Source organism: Neomoorella sulfitireducens, assembly GCF_024733845.1.
Lineage (GTDB): Bacteria > Bacillota > DSM-521 > Neomoorellales > Neomoorellaceae > Neomoorella > Neomoorella sulfitireducens.
In genome coordinates, this window is the sequence record NZ_JANRHG010000001.1 from 153745 (window position 1) to 178752 (window position 25008).

Genomic DNA, 25008 nt, shown 5'->3' on the forward strand with positions numbered 1-25008 from the left:
AAGGGAGGACCAATAATGGCGTACAAGATAATTAGTACTGCATGGGATTTAGCTGAAAAGGTGGGGCTTTCAGGAAAATCGTTCCTTTCGGTATCGGAATTATCCAAGGAACAATTACTGGCTCTATTTGAGTTGGCCCGTGCGTTAGAACCGATTGGACGTTCTAGCGCCAATTTCCTAAATGGCAAGGTCATGGCCACCTTTTTTTACGAACCCAGCACACGGACGAGACTAAGTACGGAAACAGCTATGCGCCGTTTGGGTGGGTCCGTAATTACGGAAGCAACTCCGCTTCTTTCCTCTTCTGCAGCTAAGGAAGAAAGCCTACACGATACACTCCGAGTGTTATCCAAGTACGCTGATATTATCGCCCTTAGGCATTCCGATTACGACCTGGCAATGGATGCCGCTCGGACCGCGGCAGAAGTGCCCGTAATCAACTGTGGTTTCGGTAACAGGGAACACCCAACCCAGGGCCTGCTAGATATTTATACTATTTGGCGTATGTTTGGTAACTTGGAAAATGTAACCGTCCTGGTGGCGGCTGCAGATATGTCGCGCGGCCGTTCCGGTCATTCCATGGCTATGGGCTTGGCGAAATTCGGGGCTAAAATAATTTTAGCTTCCCCTAAAGATCTTCCCACTCCGCGTGAGGTTGTTGATATCTTGATTAGCAGTGGTGGACAAGTAGAAGAGGTCTTCGATTGTACCACCGATATGATGACTGATCTAATAGCCAAAGCCGATTTCGTATACCTGCCAGGCTGCCGCGTGCCAAAGGGAACTGATGCACGGGAAGAATTCAGGAAGCGCAACCAGCCCTACTATATCAGCCTGGAACAGCTTGAAAAGGCTCGGAAGAATGGGCATATGACTTACGTTATGCATAGCCTGCCAAGGTTCGCCGGCGAGTTTGATGAGAATATCGATAAAACCGAGCATGAACTTTATTTCAAGCAGGTACAATTCGGCGTGTTTGCTCGGATGGCTCTAATCCTATCGATGATTGGCGTTTAAGTTTTTTACCCCCGTTACTGGAAGCTAAGAGCCACATTATAATAAAAATAAATAAAAAGAGTAGCTCTCAATTAACTTTGAGACTAAGCCCAGCTTGTGGAGGTACTTATTAAAAACACGACAGTTCCACCTCGGCTGGGCTTTTTTAAATAATTCTCCCTGAAAAAGTCCACTTTCTGCATCGCATAAGGGGGAAAGTTCTTTTTCGGACTGTACTTGGGGTTTGTCTCTAGCCGCTTGGTATCCATCCTGTTATACCATTGTTGCCATACGATGTAGATTATAGGCCAAGATCCCATAATAAAAAACCTCAATTTACTCGAGCAGTTAGTGATTAATTGTAATTTCCATAGTAGTATGGCAAACAATGATAAAGATTACTAGATAATTTTGGCTTAGATGTCTAAAGGAGAACGACTTAACTTATAGAAAATTCTTTGTCAGAAAAAAAGGTAAAGATGAACAACAAGTAGTCCGGGATGAAAGCTAATACTAGGATTTTATTGAGGAATATGAATGAGAAGCAAAGAAAAGGGGGCTTGTACAATCTTAATCACATATACCATCAATGTCTGGCAAAAAAATTGGTACCAATGGCTATAGTGATGATGAGGAAACAGCGTGGCTGAATTAATTAATGCAAATAAGGGAGAATGAGCTTTATATGAGTAGATTGGCAGTAGTAGCTATCGGCGGCAATTCTCTAATTAAAGATAAGAATCATATAGGCCTTATGGACCAGCTAGAAACAGTCAAAGAAACCTGCTGCAATATTGCTGAAATAGTTGAAAAAGGTTGGAATGTAGCCATCACCCACGGCAACGGGCCCCAGGTAGGGTTTCTCATCCGCCGAGCAGAACTTGCGTCGCGAGAACTGCCTTTGATACCTCTGGAATTCGCCGTCGCCGACACCCAAGGCGCCATCGGATATATGATCCAGCAGTCCCTGATGAATGAATTTCAGCGGCGGGGTATCAAGAAGCAGGCCGTAACGTTGGTAACCCAGGTAGTTGTGGATAAAAACGACCCGGCCTTCCAAAAACCCACCAAACCCATCGGCAGCTTTATGACCAAAGAAGAAGCGGAGCGGCACGCAAAAGAGGACGGTTGGACGGTGGTAGAAGATGCCGGCCGCGGTTGGCGGCGGGTCGTACCCTCACCGGAGCCCCAGAGGATAGTCGAAAAAGAAGCGATCAAAGATTTAATAGCGAAGGGGTATATTGTAGTCTGTATCGGCGGCGGCGGTATCCCAGTAATCGAAAAGAGCGGCAAACTGGAAGGAATAGCTGCTGTAATCGATAAGGATTATGCCTCCTCGTTATTAGCAAGACAGATTGAAGCAGATGCCTTGGTTATTTCTACGGGAGTAAATAAAGTATCCATTAACTTCGGCAAACCAGAACAAAAGGAATTAGATAAAATGACAGTTGCCGAAGCAGAGGCCTATATGGCAGCCGGGCATTTCCCGCCTGGGAATATGGGTCCCAAGATCGAGGCTATTATAAGGTACCTGAAGAATGGAGGCAAGGAAGGTATCATTACCTCGCCGACGGAGATAGTTAATGCCATAGAGGGAAAATCCGGTACAAGGATCGTACCATAAAATCAATGGAAATAAAATCAGAAATAGAATTATATTTTTAATTAGCCTCTTGCCCCATGCATCTAAGAAAGGGGGTGTATTACCAGGAAGCGCCAAATAAAAAGAGGGTGATGTCAAACATATAATGTCTGCGCGGAATTGCACAAGTATACCCGATGAGCAAAGCCATTAGTAATGTTCTCGAAAGTAGAGGATGGTCAGGTACCTACTACAAACCCTAAGGGCAACGTAGGAGTTAGGGCGGTAGTTTTCACTAAGGAACGTAAATTTCCTAAACACAAGGATTAAACACAAGGATGGGAGGTTAAAAAATGCGCAAGAAGTGGATTTTAGCAGTTCTAACAATTTTGCTGGTAGTTGTTCTCGTAACTGCTTCAGGCTGTGGACAGAAGAGTTCAGAGAGTCAGGATGCGAGCAAGAAGATTTCCCAAAGTCAGGGGGCCGGAAAAGACACCAACGTAATTAAAATCGGAGCTATATATCCCCTTTCTGGACCGACGGCACAGGATGGCGAAAATCAGAGGAAAGCTCATGAATTGGCGGTAGAAGAAATTAATAAGGCGGGAGGCATTAAATCCCTTGGAGGGGCTAAACTGCAATTTGTCTATGCTGATAGCCAGAGTAAGCCGGAAGTTGGTATTGCAGAGGCTGAAAGATTAATTAATCAAGAAAAAGTTGTTGCGCTAATGGGTACTTATGAAAGTCATGTGGCTATGTCTGTTAGTGAAATTGCTGAAAGATATGGGATCCCCATTATTATACCTAATGCTCTAGCCGACAAACTAACTGAACGAGGATTAAAGTACACCTTTAAGACAGTAATTAAAACTTCAGATTTTGGTCGGGATACTGGAAAATTTGTTCGAGAAATTGGTGAGAAGACTGGTAAAGTTGCTAAGCGGGCAGCTATTCTTTATGGTGACTTTTTCTTTGGTCATGAGGTTGCAGAGGGTTGGATTAAGCAGCTACCCCAGATGGGTTTTGAAATTGTTGCCAATGTAGCTTATCCCGTGCCTGCCACCAATATGCAAGAGGCTCTTTTAAAAGTAAAACAAGCTAACCCGGATGTCCTCTTTGTCCTAGGCAATATTTCGGAGGCTGTTCTAACTATTAAACAATTGAAAGAGCTTAATTATTGGCCCACCTATGGCGTTGTAGGTGTTGGTGGTGGGTTTAGCAATCCTGTGTTCTTACAAAATACCGGTCAGTTAGCGGAAGGCTTATTTATAGCAAACGATTGGTTCCCTGAAATTAATCGTGCAGGTTCCAAGGAAGTTAATAAAAAGTTTAAAGACAAATATGGGATTGACATGACTGGAAACGCAAATACAACTTATGCTGCTACTTGGGTGCTTGCTGATGCTTTGGAACGGGCGGGGTCTACCGATGGGAACAAATTGCGTGAAGCCTTAGCCAACACTGATATTACAAGCGGTCCGGCTACATTTATGTACGATCGCATTAAATTTGATGAAACCGGTCAAAACATATCAGCTCAGAATGTCATTGCCCAGGTTCAGGGGGGCAAACCAATGGTTGTTTGGCCGGATAAATACAAAATTGCTGATCCCAAATGGCCGGTTCCAGGATGGGATAAGAGGTAGACTGTAAAAGTTAGCTAGATAGGGGTGTTTTAAAAGACACCCCTATCTATAGTCCTTACTAAACAATACAGGAGGTATGCCGAGAAGTGATAACGGCTCAAATATTTTGGCAGTCCTTCATAAATGGTATTCTTATGGGTGGAATATATGCTCTTGTTGCAGTAGGATTAACGTTAATTTATGGTGTAATGAACATAATGAATTTTGCCCATGGGGAGTTTTTAATGCTAGGGATGTATATTTCGTATTGGGCTTTTACTCTTCTTGGAATAGATCCTTATTTATCTGTGGTAATTGCTTTTTTAATTTTGTTTTTAATTGGTACGCTGATAGAAAAAACAATGATTGAGCCTGTTCTTAAAGGGCAACCTCTTAATCAATTGCTGTTGACAATTGGTATCTCGCTCTTTTTATCGAATATGGCTGTATTTCTCTGGAGTTCGGATAATAGAAGCCTTCAAACCACGTATTCTAATACCTCATTTAATTTGGGGAACATCGTACTTCATGAGCCTAGGCTTGTCGCTTTTTTGTTTGCGGTAGTGATTAGTATCGTTTTATATATCTTTCTACAAAAGACAAAAATAGGTAAAGGCATCCGGGCTGCTTCACAACATAAAGAGGGAGCTCTTCTGGTCGGTATTGATGTAAAAAAAAGTTATATGATCGCTTTTGGTATTGGAGTAGCCTGTGCTGGTATTGCGGGGGTTTTGTTATCACCGTTCTTTTATATCAATCCTACTGTAGGAGCAGCATTTTCTTTCACAGCTTATGTTATTGTTGTTCTAGGCACCATGGGGAACTTCGTAGGTGCTTTAATCGGTGGGCTTATTATTGGTATAGCTGAGGCTATAGGAGGAATTGTCTTCATGCCTTCGCTCAAACAGGTAATAAGCTTTGGTATTTTTATTCTTGTCCTTTTGTTTAAACCCACAGGGCTATTTGGAGGTCAACAATAGCATGATTAAAGAAAAAAAGAATACATTAACTTGGACCCAATTAGAGTTTCGACTTGCTTTAATAATCTTTGTAGCCCTGGCATGTGTCCCCTTAATAATTAAGCAGCCCTACCTTATTCACATTTTTATAATGGCACTTCTATATGCTTACGTTGCCCAGTGTTGGAACCTCTTAGGTGGAGTGGCTGGACAATTTTCCATTGGCCATATCATGTATTTCGGTGTGGGCGCGTATGCGGCGATTTTTCTTTTTACAAAAATGAGTATTAGTCCCTGGATCGGGATGGTGTTTGCAGGAATTATGGCAGCAATTCTAGGGTTGTTTGTTTCCTTCCTGGGTTTACGCTATGGGCTAAAGGGAGATTACTATGCTTTGTTTACTCTAGCCCTTTCGCAAATGCTAAAATTAATTGTTACAAACATCAAGACTTTAGGTGGAGCAATGGGAATCTATATTCCCCTGAAGGGATTCAGTCTAGTCAACATGCAATTTCGAACTAAGATAGCCTATTTCTATATTGCTCTAGTAATGGTAGTAGTTATAACTTTTATAGTTTATAGGATCATAACCACCCGTATAGGTATGTATTTTGTAGCTTTACGGGAGAATGAGAGTGCTGCAGAAGCATTAGGTGTAGATACAACTCGGTATAAAACCATAGCCACTATAATTAGTGCTGTCTTCACTGGTATGGGTGGTACTCTTTTTGCAATGTATACTATGTATATAGATCCGGAAATAACGTTTGGTCTGGGACCTAACTTTGAGTTTATTCTAATGGCTATTATCGGAGGTAAAGGTTCGTTATTGGGACCTGTTGTCGGCTCGCTTATCCTAAAGCCTTTAGCCGAGTTTACAAGGGCAATTTTTGGTGGTGGCCGACCTGGAGTTTTCTTGATGATTTATGGTGCTTTGTTAGCGACGGTCATTTTATTCCTGCCAAATGGGTTAATGGGCCTATTACAGAGATCTTATCGACAACTATCTGTATCAAAACAAAAGGTAATTAATCAGGGCATACAAGAAATAGATACAACGAGGTGATGGCAATGGCCCTCTTAGAAATAAAAAATTTAACTATGCGTTTTGGTGGTCTTTATGCTTTACGGGAGGTAAATTTGGATATCACCCGGGGAGAAATTGTAGGTTTAATTGGTCCGAACGGGGCTGGAAAGACAACCCTTTTTTCGGTACTTTCCGGTTTCTATAAACCCACTCAAGGGAAAATTTATTTTAAAGGAAAAGATATAACCGGTAAACGCCCGAGTATGATTTGTAAGGAAGGTATTACCAGGACTTTTCAGATAGTACAACCATTTCCTGGAATAAGCGTATGCGAAAATGTACAAATTCCTGCTTTTAATCGTGTAACGGGTACTAATAATGCTCGCAAGAAAGCGGAGGAAATTCTAGAATTTGTGGGATTATCTAATAAAAGAGATGCTGTTGGAAGTGAGTTAACTATTGGTGACCGCAAAAGACTTGAGATTGCTAAAGCACTGGCAACAGAACCGGAACTCTTACTTCTAGATGAAGTGATGGCTGGTCTAACTCCTGCTGAAACCGATTTTACCATCGCCTTAGTTAAAAAAATTAGAGAACGAGGTGTTACGATTTTACTTACAGAACATGTAATGAAGGTTATTATGTCCCTCGCTGATCGCATTGTTGTTCTTCATCATGGCGAGAAAATAGCTGAGGGGGATCCGTTAACTATTAGTCAAGATCCCAGAGTAATTGAAGCGTATCTAGGGGGGGCGGCAACCAGTGCTTAAGATCCAAAAACTGGAGGTTTCCTATGGGGGGATGGTCGCCCTCAGGGATGTTTCAATTCAGGTTAATGAGGGAGAGTTGTTAGCTATTGTAGGCTCAAATGGAGCTGGTAAAACTACCCTTCTCAATACTATCTCTGGGCTTGTCAAGCCTGCTAAAGGTACTATCGAGTTTATGGGTAATAGAATTGAAAGGCTAGAGCCCCCTGCAATTGTAAGGCAGGGTATAGTCCAGGTACCAGAGGGAAGAAAATTATTTCCACGAATGACTGTTCTAGAAAACCTGGAGATGGGAGCCTATGGACCCCAAGCAGCCGATAAACTTAGTGAAACTCTTGACATGGTTTTTGAATTGTTTCCTAAATTGAAGGAAAGACGCAAGCAACTTGCAGGAACACTTTCTGGCGGTGAGCAACAGATGGTTGCTATTGGGCGGGCGTTAATGTCCCGGCCTAAATTACTAATGCTTGATGAACCTACCCTCGGTTTGGCGCCAAAAATGAAGGACTTGGTATTAAAAACGGTTCTCAATATTCATAAGAAGGGAACTACAGTTGTACTTATTGAGCAGAATGTGGCTTACTCACTAAACATTTGTACCAGGGCCTATGTTTTGGAAAACGGATCCATTGTTTTAGAGGGGCAAGGCCGGGATTTACTAGGTAATGAACATGTTAAAAAGGCCTACTTAGGCTTATAATTATCCGGGTGTTGTCCATGCCCATAGGATGTAAATTGTTATTATAAATTGCCTGTAAGGAGTATGCGCATTCTGGCGCAAATCGACATTCGGCCTCGCTGACGAGATGCCAGAGGTCTTCTACGTTGGCGCGGGGATTTATTAGTTCCTTTAAATCTATGCTTTCATACAGCACCCTGGAGTATGGCGATACTTAGCCCGGCCGATTGTATATAAGTCATTACCGTGGCAGTCAATACCCACAATCACCGGGAATTCTTCAACTTCCAGGCAATAGATAGCCTCCGGCCCCAGGTCTTCGTAAGCAACGACGGTGGCCTTTTTAATGTGCCGGGCCAGGAGGACCCCCGCCCCTCCTATCGCCAGGAAATAGACGGCGCAGGCTTCTTGCATGGCCCGGATTACTTCCGGGCTGCGGCCGCCCTTGCCGATCATCCCCCGCAGGCCCTTTTCCCTGATGAGCAGCGGTGCATAGGCGTCCATGCGCCCGCTGGTGGTGGGGCCGGCCGAGCCGATAACTTTGCCGGGCCGGGCCGGGCAGGGGCCAACGTAATAGATAATCTGGTCGCGAAGTTCCACGGGCAGTTCGCCGCCGGCCCGGAGGGTTTCAACCATACGCTTGTGGGCCGCATCCCGGCCGGTTAAAATGGTACCGCTGATTAAAACCTGGTCCCCGGCCCGTAAACTCCGGGCCGTCGCCTCATCCAGGGGCGTCTTTATCCTGAACACAGGCCCACCTCCTACAGGATTGCGGTGGCATGCCTGGCGGCATGGCACTGCAGGTTGACGGCGACAGGCAGAGATGCGATGTGGGTGGGGTAGATTTCAATATGGACATCCAGGGCTGTTACCCTTCCCCCCAGGCCCTGAGGACCGATGCCGGTGGCGTTGATGGCCGCCAGCAGCTCTTCTTCCAAAGCGGCCACATGGCTTAAGGGATGGCGCTGTCCCAGGGGGCGCAGGAGGGCCTTTTTCGCTAAGTATGGGGCCTTTTCCAGGTTGCCGCCGATGCCCACGCCGGCAACAATGGGCGGGCAGGGGTTGCCGCCGGCCTCCTCCACCACCTGGAGCACATATTTCTTTATGCCTGCCACGCCGTCGGCCGGTTTGAGCATCTTTACCCCCGACATATTCTCGCTGCCGGCGCCCTTGGGTGCCACTGTAATCTTCAGGTGTTCCCCCTCAACTATCTCCGTGTGGATTATTGCCGGCGTATTGTCGCCGGTATTTTTACGCAATAAAGGATCGTCTACTACCGACTTGCGGAGGTAGCCTTCCGTATAGCCCTGCCGCACGCCGGCATTGATGGCGTCGTACAGGTTACCCGCTGTCACGTGTACTTCCTGTCCCAATTCCACAAAGACCACCGCCACCCCGGTATCCTGGCAAATGGGCTCCCCGGTTCTGGCCGCCAACCTGGCGTTCTCCTGGAGTTGTAGTAATATATCCCGCCCTAAAGGTGCTTCTTCCCTGGCCTGGGCTGCCGCCATGGCCTGCCACCAGTCCGGCCCCATTACCGAGCAGGCCTCGATGCACAGCCTGGCCACCGTTGCCGTGATTTCCCGGGCGTTGATCTCGCGCATTGCTACCGCGCCTCTTTCAATATAAAATTTCAGGTTATATTGTCGGTGAAACGGCTGAAAACCTGCGATAGGCGCATGGCCACCTGTAGATTAAGCATTTGATCAGGATTGTTGAAGTCTACACCGGTCAATTCTTTAATTTTATTCACCCGGTACAAAACGGTGTTGTAGTGGGTATAAAGTTTTTCTGCTGTTTCTTTGACATTGCAATTAGTCTCTAAAAAAGTCCCCAGGGTCTTGAACAATTCTCCTTTCTTGATACTATCGTAAGCAAGCAGCGGCCCCAGCATTTCCTGCACAAACTCTTTTAACTCGGCCATACCTGCATGCTTCAGCATCAAACCATAAACGCCCAAATTCCGGTAATAAATAATCGCCCCGGTGCCGAACAGGTACTTACCCAGTTCTAAAGCCAGCTTGGCTTCGCGGTAACTTTTTTTTATGCCTTTGATGCCTTTATAACCGCCGCCAATACCAATAGTAACCTGCCAGTAATTAAGGACGACCTTGAGTTGCTGTAACAGGCTCTTCGCACCGGTATTTTTTTCAGATAATACCATGTCAGGTTCCATAAGAAGGGTAATGCCATCCCCATTATTTACCAGAATATAATTTAACCGTTGCCGCTGGCAAAAATTTTCTATTAAAATCGCGGCTTGAGTTTTTATATCTTGCTGTTTCCTACCATCAACAATCAGATTGCCTTCTTTTTGCGCCGGTAAAACCTCCAGCAATAAGGCGACATAATCTCCTTTAAGATCCCAGCCAAAGGTCTTGCCCCGTTCCAGAAATAGTTTTTCGTCATAATCGGAAGACGCCAGCAGTTGGCTTAAAAATTCAGCCTTATATTTATTCTCCACCTGGGTTATATTATGCTGCCTTAAAATATCCAGGGCTGCTATCGAACAGACTCGCTCTACCGTTATCAGTTCCAAAAGCGAAAAACGCCGCTCCGTGATTACTACTTTTACCCACCCATACTGCTGCCCTTCAACAATAATCGGTAGGGCGACGCTATCTCCTTCCTGCCCGTTAAAGCTTAATTGTTCCCGGTAAAAATCACCGGTTTCACGTCCACTTATTTTCCTGCTAGAGTCTTGCCCCTCAAAATATCGGGCAATCTCTACAGGAACATCCAGGGGATAGATAACCCGCCGGAAATTTAAAAAGTCCTCCAGGCAAACATAGGCATCAATTAGTTCCGCCAGGGCCATAGCTATCTGATCAAGCTGGCCCCCGTTGAGGATCAGGTCGGTAAATTGTTGATGAACTCTGACACTGTGCTCTAAAAAGAAGGCCTGGCGATTAACTATCTGGGACAATACGCTTGAAATCAGTTCCGAAAAATTCACTTCCACCGGTAATTCCACCAAGGGAAAGGACAGGTTATTGGCGGCTTCAATCATATAAAGGGGAATAGTTTCAATATATCTCTGGGATTTAATGGCCAGACCTGCTGCACCCTGTCTGGCTAACTGGGGAATAAGGCTTTTCTGGGCTTCAATGTCATCTTTAATGGCATAGGCCGTGGTTAAAATAAAATCACCGGGCTTTATCCAGGGCAAAATATCCGGTACTTCCATAACATTGACATTGGTAATTACCCGGTTTAAACCTTCAGCTCCACCCAGCAAGCGGCATTTTTTAAAAACAGGCAGGTTAAGTATCTCTTCAACTTTAATCCCAAAATGCTCATTCATTACTTTTTCCCCCTCTATCCCCTCCCTTTATTTTTCGCTAAAAATATTTATGTTCCTTCCTGGCTGTTTAATTGGCAAGCATATGACGCGGGTCAAGGAGGTCACGGGCCTGTTCTTCGGGCAGTAATTTTAACTCCCTGACAATATCAATAATGCTCTTGCCGCTGGCCAGGGCTTCCTTGGCCACCCTGGTCGCCGCCTGGTAACCTATATAGGGTACCAAAGGTGTAACCAGGCTCAAGGCGCTGTTAACATAGTTTTCGCAGCGTTCCAGCCTGAACTTCATCCCTTTAACAGCTTTCAAAGCCAGGGAATTAATAGCTTCGCTGAGCATACCCAGGCTTTCAAAAAGGGCAAAGGCCAGGACCGGCTGCATAACGTTAAGCTCCAGCTGGCCGGCTGCCGCCGCCAGGCTTATAGTCAGGTCATTACCGAAAACCTTGAAACAGACCTGGTTGACAACTTCGGGAATGATGGGATTAACCTTACCTGCCATGATACTTGATCCGGCAGCCAGGGGCGGCAATTCCACTTCGGCCAATCCGGCCATGGGGCCAGAAGCCAGCAGGCGCAGATCATTGGCGATCTTTGTTAAGGTGATCGCCCCGGCCCGTAATAATCCGGCAACTTCTACGATGACATCTAAATTCTGGGTAGCATCCACCAGATCGGCGGCACGCCGCAACTGGGGAATACCGCTGGCGACCTGTAATTCTTCAATAACTATTTTCCGATAATGGGGGTGGGCGTTTAACCCGGTCCCAATAGCCGTACCACCCAGGTTGACTTCAGCCAGCAAATCAATAGCCATTTCCCCGCGCCGGGCATCGCGCCGCACGGCCTCAGCCCAGGCCTTCAGCTCATCCCCGATTTTTAAAGGAACTGCATCCTGCAGGTGGGTACGTCCTAATTTTATAGCGTCCTTATACTCTTCCGCTTTTTCCATCAAGGTACGGGCCAGCAACAAATTGGCCTCAACATAACGTTGCAGGAGCCTGATGGCGGCAATCCTGATGGCCGTAGGTATTACATCATTGGTGGATTGGCCGTAATTTACATCATCCACTGGATTTAGCTTGTCATATGTCCCGGGCCGGTAACCTAAAATCTCCAGGGCGCGATTGGCAATTACCTCGTTGGCATTCATATTAATGCCAGTGCCTGCGCCCCCCTGGATAGCTTCCCCGATAAAAAACTCATGCCACTTTCCATTGATAATTTCATCTGCCGCCCTGGCGATGGCCAGGGCCTTGCTGCGCTCGAGGCTACCCGCTTTCATATTGGCCAGGGCTGCGGCTTTTTTGACCATTGCCAGGGCTTTAATTAGTTCGGGATGCAGCTTGTAACCGCTGACGGTAAAGTTCTCTTTCGCCCGCAGGCTATGGATGCCATAATAAGCATTGTTCATAATGGTCTTTTGCCCCAGGGAATCCTCTTCAACCCGGGTAAAATCGATCTTTTCTGCCAGCATAAATGCCCTCCTCCCTTAATCCAGGAAAGCCAGGAAAAATCTCCTCGACTCCATTATAGTATATTGTGTCCTGTATACAATATACTTGCTATTTTTTTTTAATAGCGAAGGGAATTACTCCCCTCGCTATTTGGTACAACAATTTATTCATATATCTATTCTTGCTCTACCTGCATCAATGCAGCAGCCTCTTTGACGGCCTTAACAATAGAAGTGTAACCGGTACAGCGGCAGAGGTTGCCGCGAAGATATTCCCGGATTTTCTCTTCGTCGGGACAGGGATTTTCATCCAGTAAAGCCTTGGCCGTAAGCAACATACCTGAAGTACAAAAACCACATTGCACTGCTCCATGATCCAGGAAGGAGCGCTGCAACGGGTGTAGCCGGTCGTAATCCCCCAGGCCTTCTACAGTCGTGATCTCCTGGCCTTCCATAGTGACCGCCAGGATCAGGCAGGATAGCATCGCCCGCCCGTTAACCAGGACGGTACACGCGCCACACTCGCCGATGCCACAGCCGTACTTGGCTCCCATAAGACCCAGCTCGTTTCTGAGAACGTTGAGCAGGAGTTCATTAGGCTTTATATATAGCTGTCTTTCCTTGCCGTTTACCTTTAATTTAATCCACCGTCTTTCCATTCCTAAAGTGCACCCCCTGCTCGTTGCCAGGCCGCCCGCAAAGCCTCTTCGAGTATCACCCTGCTTACCTTCAGGCGATACTCCCGGGTAGAACGATTATCGGTTATCGGTTTAATCTCCGCCGCTCCGGCTCTGGCAGCTAAAGTTATCAGATCCTCGGTTAATTCTTTCCCTTCCAGCAGGCTTTCCGCTTCCCGTACCCTCATAGGTATAGGTGCCACAGAACCAAAAGCAATACGGCAACTAGTACATGTCCGACCCGAACGTTTTAAACAAACGGCAACATTAATTTTGGCGATGTCGGCAGCTACTCGTCCGAGCTTTAAGAAACTGCTGCCAGTATCAGCCTCTATTTCAGGAATTGATATTTCGAGCAGCAACTCGTTGGGGGCCAGGACTGATTTGCCGGGGCCTACAAAGTACTCTGTAATCGGGATTTCCCTAACACCTTCTTTACTGGCTATTTTTAAAGAGGCATCATACACCAGCAGTGGGGGTGCCGTATCGGCCGCCGGTGAAGCATTACCCAGGTTACCACCAATAGTACCCATATTTTTAACCGCCACAGCGGCCATGGAACGGACGGCTTCGTAAAGGGCACTATAATAACCTTTGATGGTTTCATGGCGTTCTATCTGGCTCAAGGTAGTTGTGGCACCTATCTTTAAGTTGCCGGTATCATATTGAATGTAATTTAGAGCGGCAATCTTTTTGATATAGATAATATATTCCGGCTGGACATGACCGAGTTTCATTTTTACCAGCAGGTCCGTACCACCGGCCAGGATCCTGGCTTTTTCCCTGTATTCAGCAAGCCATGCTAAAACCTGGTCAAGGTCTTGACCCTCTAAATATTGAAATTCAGCCGCCAAGATTTTTGTGTTAGTTTCCAACCTTCCCACCCCCTTCTAAAGCCTGCAAAATTTTCTCCGGCGTTATCGGCGTACGGTAAAATCTGATACCTATGGCGTTATAAATAGCATTGGCAACGGCAGACGCTACGGAATTAAGGGCCGCCTCACCAATACCCTTGGCGCCAAAGGGGCCGGTAGGCTCATAGGTGTGGGCAAAATAGACCTGAATATCGTCAATATACGGCATTTCACATGATGTGGGAATTTTGTTGTCGGTTATAAAGCCATTGCATTTTAATTTCCCTGTTGCCAGGTCGTACTCCGTTTCCTCATAAAGAGCATATCCCATCCCCCTGGATAAGGAACCGATTAGCTGCCCGGCCACCATATCGGGGTTAATCGGCGTCCCAGTATCCGAAAGAAGAATTGCCCGTGGTATTTTAACAATACCCGTCCATGTATCAACTTCTACCTCGATGAAATGAGCAACAAAACAGGGAGGGCAATTTTTTTGCCGCAAGCTATCAGTAGCCGCTATGGTACCCCAGCTATAAATTTGCGCCAGTTTGGCAACCTCGCCAATTGTAATTTGCTTTTGTTTAAAGCCCTTGACGTGAACTATGGAAACATTTTTTTCTTCTTCATAGGCTAGTTCTAAATTCTCAGGGTTCTCCTCTAAAATTCGTCCCGCAAATTCTAATAACTTGGTCTTTACTTGTTGAGCCACGTGGTATACTGCCCCACACCCGCAATAAACCCCCCGGGTAGCGTGGGTGCAGACATCGTATCCAGTTGTTTTGGTATCAACCGGGGACAGTTCCACCCTTTCATAGGGGACCTTGAGGACCTCTGCTACCACTTTTACTGCCGCTTCGCCCGTACCGCCGCCTAAATCCATTACCGGCGTCATCACGTCTACAGTGCCGTCTTCATTTATCTTGATGGTAGCGCTCGAGTAATCGATGACCTCGCCCGGTTTGGGCCCGCCGGTACCCGACGTGTGAAAGCCCCGGGCCACGCCGATTCCACGCCTGTACCTCCCTGATTTTTCATGATGCGGGCGGCGGTTAGCCCAACCGATCATTTCCGCCCCTTTGCGCAGCATTTCCTCAACGCCGCAGCTTTTAATAATCGATTTAACCGTCGGGCCCTGTCCCCAGAACTCGTCGCCTATACCAACATAGTTTTTCAGCCGGAATTCAACCGGGTCAAAACCACATTCTTCGGCAATAATATCCATGTGGGATTCTACGGCGAAATTAACCTGGGGATTACCATAACCTTGCATGGCGCAGGCAGGAACTTTATTGGTATATATCGCCCGGCCTTCATAATAGAAATCGCGCCACTTGTATAGAGATGCGTACCATCCGGCCATACATCCCAAAAGGGGATAGGCATTTATCTGGTGGGCACCAATATCAACCATAACCCGCATATCGGCAGCTACTATCGTACCGTCTTTTTTCACGCCTACTTTAAGCCTGATCCGGGCTGGAAATTTAGCATGATCGTATATATCATCCTCACGGCTGCTGACCATCTTTACCGGCCGCCTGGCCTTAAGGGCCAGGGCCACACAGATGGGGATTATCGAGTTCATCTGGATACTGGAGCCGAAAGAGCCACCAATAGCCAGCTTTTTCACGTTAACTTTGCTTAAAGGAATACCAAATATATGGCCTAAAAGCTGGCGGACATTATGGATGGTCTGTGTAGTAGCCCATACGGTAATACCACCATTGGGCTCGGGACGACATACAGCCGTCTTTGTTTCCATCTGGTGATGATATACGCGGGGTAATTCGTATTCGCGCTCCACTATATGATCCGCCTTAGCAAAACCAGCCTCAGGATCCCCAACGGTAATAATACGCTCGCAAGCTATATTATTCCTAACTTCGATTTTATCATCACCAAGATAAATTTCCTCATAGAGGGGTGCAGCTCCGGGGTCCATGGCTTTATCTAGATCCAGTACCGGGGGTAAAACCTTGTATTCAACCTTGATGGCGCGCATGGCGCGAAAAGCCAGCTCTTCCGTCTCGGCGGCAACAGCCACAATGGCTTCGCCGACATGACGGGCCCGCCGGGGCAGCACCCGCCGGTCACGATAAGTTTTTTCCGGTATGCTTACGGTACGTTCATTATAAATTACATCGGGAACATCATCCGGTGTCACTACGATAGCACCCATAGCTTCGGCCGCCGCGGTATCAATACTTAATATTTCAGCATGGGGGTACGGGCTGCGCAAGGTTACCCCGTACAGCATATTGGGTACTACAATATCGCTGGGATATACTTCCTGGCCGCATACCTTGGCAATCCCATCTTTACGCGGTAACACTTTGCCAATTACCTGGAAACTCATGCCGGCTGCCCTCCCTTAAGGTACTATCCATGTACCCGATTGTCCTTCCATGGCAGCTACTATTTCTGCCGGGGAGGTTATTAGTCCCTCACCACCATAATTCTTAAGGTAACGCAAAATAGCCGTAATTTTCGGTCCCATATTTCCTGGCGGGAAATGTCCTTCGGCCAGGTAAGCTTCGGCTTCGGCCGCTGTCATGTGGTCTATTTCTTTCTGGTCCGGCTTATTAAAATTAATGGCTACTTTATTTACACCCGTTGAAATAACAAGCCTGTCGGCACCGATTTCCGTTGCCAGTAATGAGGAGGCATAATCCTTGTCTATAACGGCAGCTATGCCCTCCAGCTGGCCTTCGTTTTCTATAACCGGAATACCGCCGCCGCCAACGCAGATGACAATATAACCCTCTTTGATTAAATCTTTTATGGCTTCACTCTCAACGATCTTTTGCGGCTCCGGGGACGGGACTACCCGCCGCCAACCCCGCCCGGCATCCTCAACTACCGTCCACCCATCCTTTTCCCTGTGATACATGGCTTCTTCTTTAGTCATAAAACTACCAATCGGTTTGGTCGGTTTCTGAAAGGCCGGATCATTCTTATCAACCACGACCTGGGTGACAACTGTCACAGCCTTTCTATTGATACCACGCCGGCGAAATTCATTCATCAGGGATTGCTGGATCATATAACCTATAGCACCCTGGGTATCGGCTACGGCAAATTCAAGGGGGATCAAGGGCAGCTCCTGCGTTGCCAGTTCTGCCCGGCGAATTAAAAAACCTACCTGGGGCCCGTTCCCGTGGGTTATGGCTACATTCCAGCCCCTGGCCACCAATTCAGCAATATTATGGCAAGTTTCTTTAACAGTTGCCAGCTGATCCATAAGGCCAATGCGATTTTTATCTTTTATCAAAGAATTGCCGCCAATGGCTATAACTGCCAATCTATCCATAGCTTATAGTTTCCCTCTCCTTCAAAAAATAAAGTAACATGCCGGTTATAATGGTTGCAGGCACCTCCCTGATTGCGTAGTTATCTCCCGGCACCGGCGGCAAAGTGCCTGCAACCGTATCAATATTATTACCACCGTTTTCCGGGGGTTACGGGTGTTTTTCCCAAACTTAACGCACGTTGCCGGTAGTTAAAGCTAACAGCGCCATCCGGATGGGAACGCCATTATGCGCCTGCCGGAAATAGGCTGCTCCTGCATAGGAGTCGACTGAAACGGCTATCTCATTAACCCTGGGCAGCGGGTGTAGGATGCTCATACCCTTTTTGGCCAGGGCAACAATTTCATCATTAACGATATAAGAATCTTTCACACTCTCATATTCTTCCTTGCTGGGGAAGCGTTCGCGCTGGATGCGCGTTACATAGAGAATATCGGCTTCGGCCGCCGCTGCTTTTAAATCCGTCGTTTCTTCTATCTTGATACCGTCTTTTTTCAGTTCGGCAGTAATCTCTTCCGGCATCTTTAGCTGCGGCGGGGAAACGAATATCATGTCGCAGCCGTAGTGTTTCAACAAATATACCAGGGAATGGACGGTACGGCCGTACTTCAGATCACCCAGCAAGGCCACCTTGAGGCCTTCCACACTGCCATGTTCCTTGATAATAGTGTAAATATCCAGCAATGCCTGGGTGGGATGCTGCCCTGTACCGTCGCCGGCGTTGATTACCGGGTGATCGGCTGCATCTGCCGCTTCCTGGGCCGCTCCTTTGATGGGACTGCGGACGACGATTACATCAACATAACCGTCAACAACTTTAATGGCATCGTGCAAGGTCTCACCCTTGGCCGTGGAAGAAGTCTGCATCTGCGGTGTTTCCGAAACCGTAATAACGTTTCCCCCCAGCCGTTGCATGGCGGCTTCAAAAGACAGGCGCGTCCGCGTGCTGGGCTCGAAGAACAATGAAGCCATAATCTTGCCGTCCATATCATACAGGCGGCGCCTGTTAACCAGGGCGTCTTCATAGTAGGCAGCCGTTTTCATGATTAGTTGCAGCTGTTCAAAGGTTAATTCCCTGGCAGATAATACGTCCTGGCCTTTCAGTAATTCCATTTCTTCTACGGTGGGCTTCTGGCTCATAAAGGTTAAATTCCTCCCATTTTTAGTATATAAATAGCCCTTTTTCATGCACGGTCGTGCTTTCCAAAGCACTGCCGCTATATTTTTCGGTTTTAAACTAAGAGCTTGCCGTCCTGCATAACTACGCGGCCCCCGAGCATGGTCATTACGGCCTTTCCTTTTAGCCACCGGCCATGCTGCGGGCAGTTCCTGCTTTTAGATGCGCCCTGGTTTGCGTCCACTTGCCATTCCAAATCAGGATCAATAACGATAACATCGGCATCCCGGCCCACCCCGAGGGTACCTTTATTTAATCCCAGGAGCTTCGCCGGGTTACAGGTCATCTTGGCAAGGGCTTCCGCTAGAGTCAGCAACCCGCTATGCACCATTTCGGTTAAAACTACACCCAGGGCGGTTTCCAGGCCGATTAACCCGAAAGGAGCCTCTCTAAAGTTGCGTTCTTTTTCAGCAATTGTATAGGGCGCATGATCAGTCGCAATTACATCAATGGTGCCGTCAACAAGCCCCTCCTTTAAAGCCTCCTGGTCCCGTTTGCTACCAAAGGGGGGCTTTATCTTGAAGCGCCCTTCCAGGGTTTGGACATCATCTTCGGTTGTATTTAGATAGTGAGGAATTACCTCTCCGGTCACGTTAATACCACGTTTTTTACCCTCGCGAATTAATTCTACGGAACGGGCGCAGCCTACATGACAGATATGCACCCTGCCCCCCGTTTCTTCTGCCAGGAGAATATCGCGCGCTACCATCACGGCTTCCGAGGTATAGGGAATGCCCTTTATCCCCAGGCGCCGGGCAACTTCACCGTCGTTAATCACCCCGTCACCTGTAATGGTCCGGTCTTCGCAATGGACTGCCAGTACTTTATTAATGGCACCGGCTATAATTAACGCCTGGCGCATTAAGCCTGAATTGGTTACCGGCTGGCCGTCATCGGAAAAAGCAACGCAGCCTGCTTCCACCAGTTCGGTAAAAGGGGCCAGCTCCTCTCCCTTCTGTCCCCTGGTAATAGCACCGTAGGGCAGGACATTGACAACCCCTTCGCGTTTACTCCTGGCCAGCACGTATTCGGCTACAACAGGATGGTCGCAAACGGGATTGGTATTGGGCATGGCGATTAAGGTTGTAAATCCTCCCCTGGCAGCAGCGCGGGTCCCGCTTTTAAAGTCTTCCCTCTCAGGGAAACCCGGATCGCGCAGGTGACAGTGAATATCAATTAACCCCGGCGCTACAACCTTGCCGGCCACATTAATAATTTCTGCATTACCCGCCTCTATATCGGACCCAATTCGGGCTATCTTTCCATCTTCAATCAGGACATCGGCCGGCCGGTCGATATCATTGCCGGGGTCAACGACCCGACCGCCTTTTAACAAAACTTTAACCATATTAATTCAATCACCCCTGCCCACTTAAATGTAATTTAAAGTAGCCAGTCAATACAAAGTTGAATTTGAGTTCAATTAATGATCTTTTTCTCTAAAAAAAACATCTAACCTTTGTATGCAAGTCATAATTCCGCAGGTTTTTTTGTGTAAACCGTTACTAGTTAGCCGGCCGCTGAAAGATAGGATTCTTTAACAACACTGTTTTCCTTCAGTTCATTTGTTGAACCCTCCAGGATTATACTACCTTTCTGTAAGACATAACCCCGCTCAACAACGGATAATGCCTTCTGGGCGTTTTGTTCTACCAGCAGGATGGCTATCTTCTTCTCTTTTTTTATCCGATCGATTACTGCAAAGACTTCATTAACCGTTGCCGGTGCCAGGCCCAGGGAGGGTTCATCCATCAATAATATCTGTGGTTCGGCCAGTAAAGCCCTGGCGATGCCCAGCATTTTCCGCTCCCCGCCACTGAGGGTCCCGGCTTTCTGGCGGAATCTTTCTTTCAACCGCGGGAAAATGGTTAACACTTCCTCAAGCCGCGGGGCAATTTTCCGTTTGTCGCTTTCATAATAGGCTCCCATCAGGAGGTTATTTTCAACGGTTAATTTAGGAAACAAGCCCTCCCGTTCCGGTACAATAGCAATGCCGGACCGGATAATTTTATAGGATGGCCAGAGATCAATCCTCTGCCCGCCAAAAAGAACTTCCCCGCTAACAGGTTTCACCATGCCAATAATGGTCTTGAGCAGAGTGGTCTTGCCAGCACCGTTGGCCCCGAGCATGCAAACGGCTTCACCCGGATTGATCTTGATGCTGACATCCATTAACATGGGTATCTGGCCGTATTTCGTACTAACCTGGCGTAGTTCCAGCATGGTCTAGCCTCCTAGATATGCAGTCCGCACTTGTTCGTCTTTACTAACCTCACTAAAAAGGCCCTCGGCAATTTTTTTGCCTGCATTTAAGACAACCACCCGGTCGGTAATACGGGCAATAACCGCCATGTCGTGCTCAATTATGATGATGCTGATCTTTCTGTTATCCTCCCTGATTTTACCAATATCCCGGATCATCTGCATTGTTTCCTCGGCATTGAGCCCGGCAGTAGGCTCATCCAGCAGCAACAATCTGGGTTCGCCCACAATAGCCCTGGCAATTTCAATACGCCGCCGGTCAATGAGGGGTATAGTAGTTACTGGATCATAGCATCTTTTTATAAGTTCCTCATTAAAATGAGCCAGTATGTGGAAACATTTTTCGATGCCTGCTTTAATCTCGGCACGACTGTATGCCGGCCGGAAAATAGCCTGCCACCAGGCGGTTTTTTGCTGGCTGTAAAGCCCCAGCAACATATTATCAAGGACAGTCAAATGCAAACATAAACGGTTAGTTTGAAAGGTACGGGCAATCCCCTTGCTGCGGATGGCATCAGGGCCGGCCCCGGTGATATCTTCCTGTTGGAAAATAATCTTGCCGCTCGTCGGTTTATAAATCCCGCTCACCAGATTAAGGAAAGTGGTCTTACCAGAACCGTTGGGACCAATTAAACCGACAATCTCATCGCCAATGATGAAATCAACCCCATCTACTGCCTTCAAGCCGCCGAAATTAATTGTCAGGGCCTCTGTCCTTAATACTTCCATATACTATTTACCTCCCGCTGTTACCGTAACATTATACCCTTCATTATTGTCCTGCTTTATCTGGTACTTGCGATTACGCTTGGGAAGTAGGCCCTGGGGGCGAGCGATTAAGATTATAATCAAAATCAAAGCATACATCAGCATACGGTAATCGGCAAAATCACGGAGTTTCTCATCGATGATCGTTAGCAAAAGTGAACCCAGGATTACACCGGCAACGTTATCCATACCACCCAAGAGGACCATGCAAATTAATACCAGGGATTTATTAAAATCAAAATCTTCATTACCGATAAAACTGGTGTAATGGGCATATAAAGCACCGGCAACACCCGCAAAAGCAGCTCCAATTGAAAAAGCCAGCAACTTAATTTTTGTTAAGTTTATCCCCTGGGTAGCCGCAACAATTTCATCCTGCTCGATAGCATTCCACGCGAGGCCGATACGAGAATTATACAAACGGGAAGCAGCCAGGGCTGCCAAACTTAATAATAAGAAAACCAGGTAAAAATAATTAGTCTGGTAGGGCAGCCGCATACCTAAAATCTCTAAAGGTCTGCGAAACGAGAAACCAAAAATCTCGTAACCGGGAATTCCGGGAATACCATTAGGACCACCAAGCCAGTCGGTATTAATAATCATCAAAGTAAAAATTACCTGCAGAGCTATAGTTACCAGGGACAAATAATAACCGCGGGTTTTAAGGGCCGGAAAACCAAAAACTATTCCTAAAAGGGCTGCCATGAAAAGACCGCATAATATCCCTACCCAAGGAGATATACCAAATTTAACAGCCAAAACTGCCGATGTATAAGCACCTGTACCATAAAAAGCTGCCGGAGCAAAATTAACCATTCCCGTACTGCCGAGCTGGAAATTAAGTCCTAGCGCGATTATACTATAAATGCCTCCCATGACGACCACGTGAAGAAGATAATTGTTGCCGCTTACTAAAAGTGGTAATAGCAGGGCAAAAATACCGGCTACGACCAATGCCTCACCTTTATGTTCTTCCATAGCCGCATAGATTTTCTCAATACCCCCGCTGCGCTCGCCCATAACAATTAACCCTAAAAAAATAGCAAGGACCAGCAGGGTTATGGGCAAAGGGCTTACCAGGGCAATATAAAGAATTAAACAAATACCCAGGCTCACTGCTATGGCCATCAGGCTCCTACTTAATTGCGCACCTGCTTTATTAATCACTTTTTTACTGCCTCCCCCAGGCCGACCTTATTAGACCTTTTCAATGGTTTTTTCGCCTATAACTCCTTCCGGCTTAAATAAAATGAAGAGGACAACCATCAGGAAGGCTGCCACGCTGGCATAAGCCGTCCCTCCGGGGACAAAAGCGCTCACGAAGACCTCAATAAAAGCAATTAGCAATCCTCCCACGATAGCGCCGTAAACGTTGCCCAGTCCCCCTACCACAGCGGCACAGAATCCTTTCAAGCCGTACATAGAGCCCATGTCAAAGCGGACAACATCATAATAAGAAGCTACCAGAAACCCCCCGATTCCTAAAATAAAGCCCCCCAGCAAAAAAGTAATCAAAACAACTTGCTGCCAGTTAATACCAACCATTATTGCCGCTTCTCTGTTCTGGGAAACAGCCTGGATAGACAATCCTATTTTAGTTTTATTGACGAACAAATAGAGAAGGGCTACCAGCAACAGGGTGGCTACGATAATAATTAAATTGCGCCAGGATATCATAGCAAAATCAGATAAGGCCCCGCCGGGAAGCAGTTGGGGGAAAGTCTGCGGGTTCCGGCCCTGGGGATAAAAAATACCAATCAGTTCCCGCAGGGCAACGCCCGAGGCTATAGTACTCAGTAAAGGCATGAGTGCGCTTTTATTTTCAAAGGGCTTTATTACCAGCCGGTAGAGGGCCAGCATTAAAACACCGGTTAAAGAAGCACCGGCAATCACGATAAGCACCGTACTTAAAAACGGTGGCAGTGCCAGGTTTAAGGCTGCATAAAGACCCACAATGCTTACAAGGGCAGTAATGGAAAAAGCGGCAAAGATGGCGACATCGCCGGCGCAAAATACCACGATATCCATTACACCGAAAAATAAGGAGAAGCCAATACCGACCAACGAATAGGTACAGCCCAGCATTATGGCATTAATAGCTTGTGACAGTACAAGGGACATTACCCCATCGCCTCCTTAAAATCCTTTACTGGCTGGCAACAAAGTCCGGGTTATTGTCACCAGCCAGTAAAGTACCACACCGTTTTAACCCTCTTTATTTGCTGCCCGGAAGTTTACGCTCACCGCTCTTATATTTCGATGAATCCCAGTCAACCCACTTGCCGTCTTCTACTACATAGATGGTGCTGGCGACATTGGTTGTCTGGCCAACCTCATTAAAGCTTGTCACGCCCAACAAGCCGTTATAGCTAATCTTGGCTATAGCGTCAACCAGCTTATTGCGGTCCGGGCCCACTTGCTTCAAAGCTTCTACAATAATGTTGGCCGCATCGTAGGCGTAGGGGCCGTAAGCGCCATACGGCTCTTTAAAGCCGGCTTTTTGATAAGCCTCTTCAAAGGCTTTGCCACCCTCGAGTTTGCTAATGCTTTTACCGGGCTTGGTGGCAATTATGCCTTCGGCGGCCTCTTTCCCTGCCGTCTCAATAAATTTATCATCAACTATGCCGGAAATGCCTACCATTAGCATGTCTTTCATACCCAGCTCTACCATTTGCCGGCGTACCAGGGCCGCCTCCATCACTACACCGCCAAAATAAATACCGTCAACATTGGCCGCTTTAATTTTACTTAAAATGGGCCGGAAATCGTTTTGTCCCACCTGGATCTCGTCAATAGAAACAACTTCCGCACCGGGATATTTCTTGACTTCATTCTTCCAGGCTTCGGTATTGCTCTTGCCATAGGTCGTCGTATCAGAAATAATCGCCCACTTCTTGCGACCCAGCTCGTTAATTACGAAATTGGCCAGGGGCAAGTTCTCCTGCTGCTGGGTCGGGCAAACGCGGGTAATATAGGGATAGTTTTCTTTACTGGTCAGTGTCGGTCTAATGGCGCCCCAGATCACCAGGGGTACGCCGGCAGATTTAAAGATGGGAATCGTTGCTTCGGCCACAGGTGAGTTCCAGTGACCGCTGGCGGCAACTACATCTTGATCGGCTACTGCTTTCTGGGCTACTGAAGCCCCGGTACCGGGATTGGAAGCGTCATCAAGATCTACTACCTCAATCTTAAAAGGCAGCTTACCGGAAGCATTAGCCTGATCGATGGCCAGTTTAAAGGCGTTCCGCGCACCCACACCCTGCATGGCATTCGGACCGGTCAGTGGCCCCAGGAAAGCAACCTTTACCGTTTTTGAATCTGTTGCTTTACTTTCTTCCTTGCCTTTACTCCCGCTGCCACAACCGGCAATTAACGTGAAAGCCAATGCCAGGAGCATAAAGACAACAAGAAACTTTATCGTTCTTCTTTTTAGCATTTGTTTTCCTCCTCTGCTTTACTTTACTTTACCTTTTACTAATTCGCCCTCTTTGTTGACTGTTTTCTCTTTTGTACCAATGTTTATTTGCTTTTAAATGCCGTTCTCACCCCTTTCCCATGGTCTACATACGTAAA

At 47.0% G+C, this 25008-nt stretch carries 22 protein-coding genes; 7 read left to right on the forward strand and 15 right to left on the reverse strand.

What is annotated here, in order from left to right; translation table 11 throughout:
• Positions 1-15: 15 nt before the first annotated feature.
• The 7 genes from NWF31_RS00715 to NWF31_RS00745 all read left to right on the forward strand — a co-directional run bounded on the left by NWF31_RS00715 (position 16) and on the right by NWF31_RS00745 (position 7656).
• A complete protein-coding gene (locus tag NWF31_RS00715; RefSeq protein ID WP_258358579.1) occupies positions 16-1017 on the forward strand; it encodes an aspartate/ornithine carbamoyltransferase family protein in 1002 nt (333 codons plus the stop codon).
• A 664-nt stretch (positions 1018-1681) separates the two neighbouring features.
• Positions 1682-2620: a carbamate kinase gene (gene arcC, locus NWF31_RS00720; RefSeq protein WP_258358580.1), complete on the forward strand. Its 939-nt coding sequence runs from the start codon at positions 1682-1684 to the stop codon at positions 2618-2620.
• Positions 2621-2931: 311 nt separating this feature from the next.
• On the forward strand, positions 2932-4224 hold the full coding sequence (locus tag NWF31_RS00725) for an ABC transporter substrate-binding protein (protein ID WP_258358581.1): 1293 nt from the start codon (positions 2932-2934) through the stop codon (positions 4222-4224).
• Between the two features lie 86 nt (positions 4225-4310).
• A complete protein-coding gene (locus NWF31_RS00730; protein ID WP_258358582.1) occupies positions 4311-5183 on the forward strand; it encodes a branched-chain amino acid ABC transporter permease in 873 nt (290 codons plus the stop codon).
• Between the two features lies 1 nt (position 5184).
• A complete protein-coding gene (locus NWF31_RS00735; protein ID WP_258358583.1) occupies positions 5185-6228 on the forward strand; it encodes a branched-chain amino acid ABC transporter permease in 1044 nt (347 codons plus the stop codon).
• 5 nt (positions 6229-6233) lie between these two features.
• The gene (locus NWF31_RS00740) at positions 6234-6959 is read left to right on the forward strand and encodes an ABC transporter ATP-binding protein (RefSeq protein WP_258358584.1); all 726 of its coding nucleotides are present in this window, start codon (positions 6234-6236) and stop codon (positions 6957-6959) included.
• A complete protein-coding gene (locus tag NWF31_RS00745) occupies positions 6952-7656 on the forward strand; it encodes an ABC transporter ATP-binding protein (protein ID WP_258358585.1) in 705 nt (234 codons plus the stop codon). The genes NWF31_RS00740 and NWF31_RS00745 overlap by 8 nt, the downstream gene beginning before the upstream one ends.
• A 156-nt stretch (positions 7657-7812) precedes the next feature.
• Here NWF31_RS00745 and NWF31_RS00750 read toward each other — a convergent pair whose 3' ends face one another.
• The 15 genes from NWF31_RS00750 to NWF31_RS00820 all read right to left on the reverse strand — a co-directional run bounded on the left by NWF31_RS00750 (position 7813) and on the right by NWF31_RS00820 (position 24871).
• The gene (locus tag NWF31_RS00750) at positions 7813-8385 is read right to left on the reverse strand and encodes a Fe-S-containing hydro-lyase (RefSeq protein ID WP_258358586.1); all 573 of its coding nucleotides are present in this window, start codon (positions 8383-8385) and stop codon (positions 7813-7815) included.
• A gap of 11 nt (positions 8386-8396) precedes the next feature.
• Positions 8397-9239, reverse strand: coding sequence for a fumarate hydratase (locus NWF31_RS00755; RefSeq protein WP_258358587.1), 843 nt, complete (start codon positions 9237-9239; stop codon positions 8397-8399).
• Positions 9240-9268: 29 nt separating this feature from the next.
• Entirely contained in the window at positions 9269-10939 is a 1671-nt protein-coding gene (locus tag NWF31_RS00760; RefSeq protein ID WP_258358588.1) for a PucR family transcriptional regulator, read from the reverse strand.
• 67 nt (positions 10940-11006) lie between these two features.
• Positions 11007-12410 (reverse strand): aspartate ammonia-lyase, encoded by a 1404-nt coding sequence (locus NWF31_RS00765; protein WP_258358589.1) that lies wholly within the window; start codon positions 12408-12410, stop codon positions 11007-11009.
• 155 nt (positions 12411-12565) lie between these two features.
• Entirely contained in the window at positions 12566-13048 is a 483-nt protein-coding gene (locus NWF31_RS00770) for a (2Fe-2S)-binding protein (RefSeq protein WP_258358590.1), read from the reverse strand.
• A 2-nt stretch (positions 13049-13050) separates the two neighbouring features.
• Complete coding sequence (locus NWF31_RS00775; RefSeq protein ID WP_258358591.1) at positions 13051-13941, reverse strand: FAD binding domain-containing protein; 891 nt, start codon at positions 13939-13941, stop codon at positions 13051-13053.
• Positions 13931-16276 carry a xanthine dehydrogenase family protein molybdopterin-binding subunit gene (locus NWF31_RS00780; protein ID WP_258358592.1) on the reverse strand — a complete coding sequence of 782 codons (2346 nt, stop codon included), beginning with the start codon at positions 16274-16276 and terminating at the stop codon, positions 13931-13933. The genes NWF31_RS00775 and NWF31_RS00780 overlap by 11 nt, the downstream gene beginning before the upstream one ends.
• Before the next feature lie 15 nt (positions 16277-16291).
• Positions 16292-17230, reverse strand: a complete 939-nt coding sequence (gene arcC, locus NWF31_RS00785; protein ID WP_258358593.1) for a carbamate kinase — start codon at positions 17228-17230, stop codon at positions 16292-16294.
• Positions 17231-17399: 169 nt separating this feature from the next.
• Positions 17400-18368 carry an aspartate carbamoyltransferase gene (gene pyrB / locus NWF31_RS00790; RefSeq protein ID WP_258358594.1) on the reverse strand — a complete coding sequence of 323 codons (969 nt, stop codon included), beginning with the start codon at positions 18366-18368 and terminating at the stop codon, positions 17400-17402.
• Between the two features lie 92 nt (positions 18369-18460).
• The gene (locus NWF31_RS00795) at positions 18461-19753 is read right to left on the reverse strand and encodes a dihydroorotase (protein ID WP_258358595.1); all 1293 of its coding nucleotides are present in this window, start codon (positions 19751-19753) and stop codon (positions 18461-18463) included.
• 161 nt (positions 19754-19914) lie between these two features.
• Positions 19915-20628, reverse strand: a complete 714-nt coding sequence (locus tag NWF31_RS00800) for an ABC transporter ATP-binding protein (protein ID WP_258358596.1) — start codon at positions 20626-20628, stop codon at positions 19915-19917.
• A gap of 3 nt (positions 20629-20631) precedes the next feature.
• Complete coding sequence (locus tag NWF31_RS00805; protein WP_258358597.1) at positions 20632-21396, reverse strand: ABC transporter ATP-binding protein; 765 nt, start codon at positions 21394-21396, stop codon at positions 20632-20634.
• 3 nt (positions 21397-21399) lie between these two features.
• Positions 21400-22602 carry a branched-chain amino acid ABC transporter permease gene (locus tag NWF31_RS00810; RefSeq protein ID WP_258358598.1) on the reverse strand — a complete coding sequence of 401 codons (1203 nt, stop codon included), beginning with the start codon at positions 22600-22602 and terminating at the stop codon, positions 21400-21402.
• A gap of 30 nt (positions 22603-22632) precedes the next feature.
• Positions 22633-23556, reverse strand: coding sequence for a branched-chain amino acid ABC transporter permease (locus NWF31_RS00815; RefSeq protein ID WP_258358599.1), 924 nt, complete (start codon positions 23554-23556; stop codon positions 22633-22635).
• A gap of 94 nt (positions 23557-23650) precedes the next feature.
• On the reverse strand, positions 23651-24871 hold the full coding sequence (locus NWF31_RS00820) for a branched-chain amino acid ABC transporter substrate-binding protein (RefSeq protein ID WP_258358600.1): 1221 nt from the start codon (positions 24869-24871) through the stop codon (positions 23651-23653).
• Positions 24872-25008: the final 137 nt, after the last annotated feature.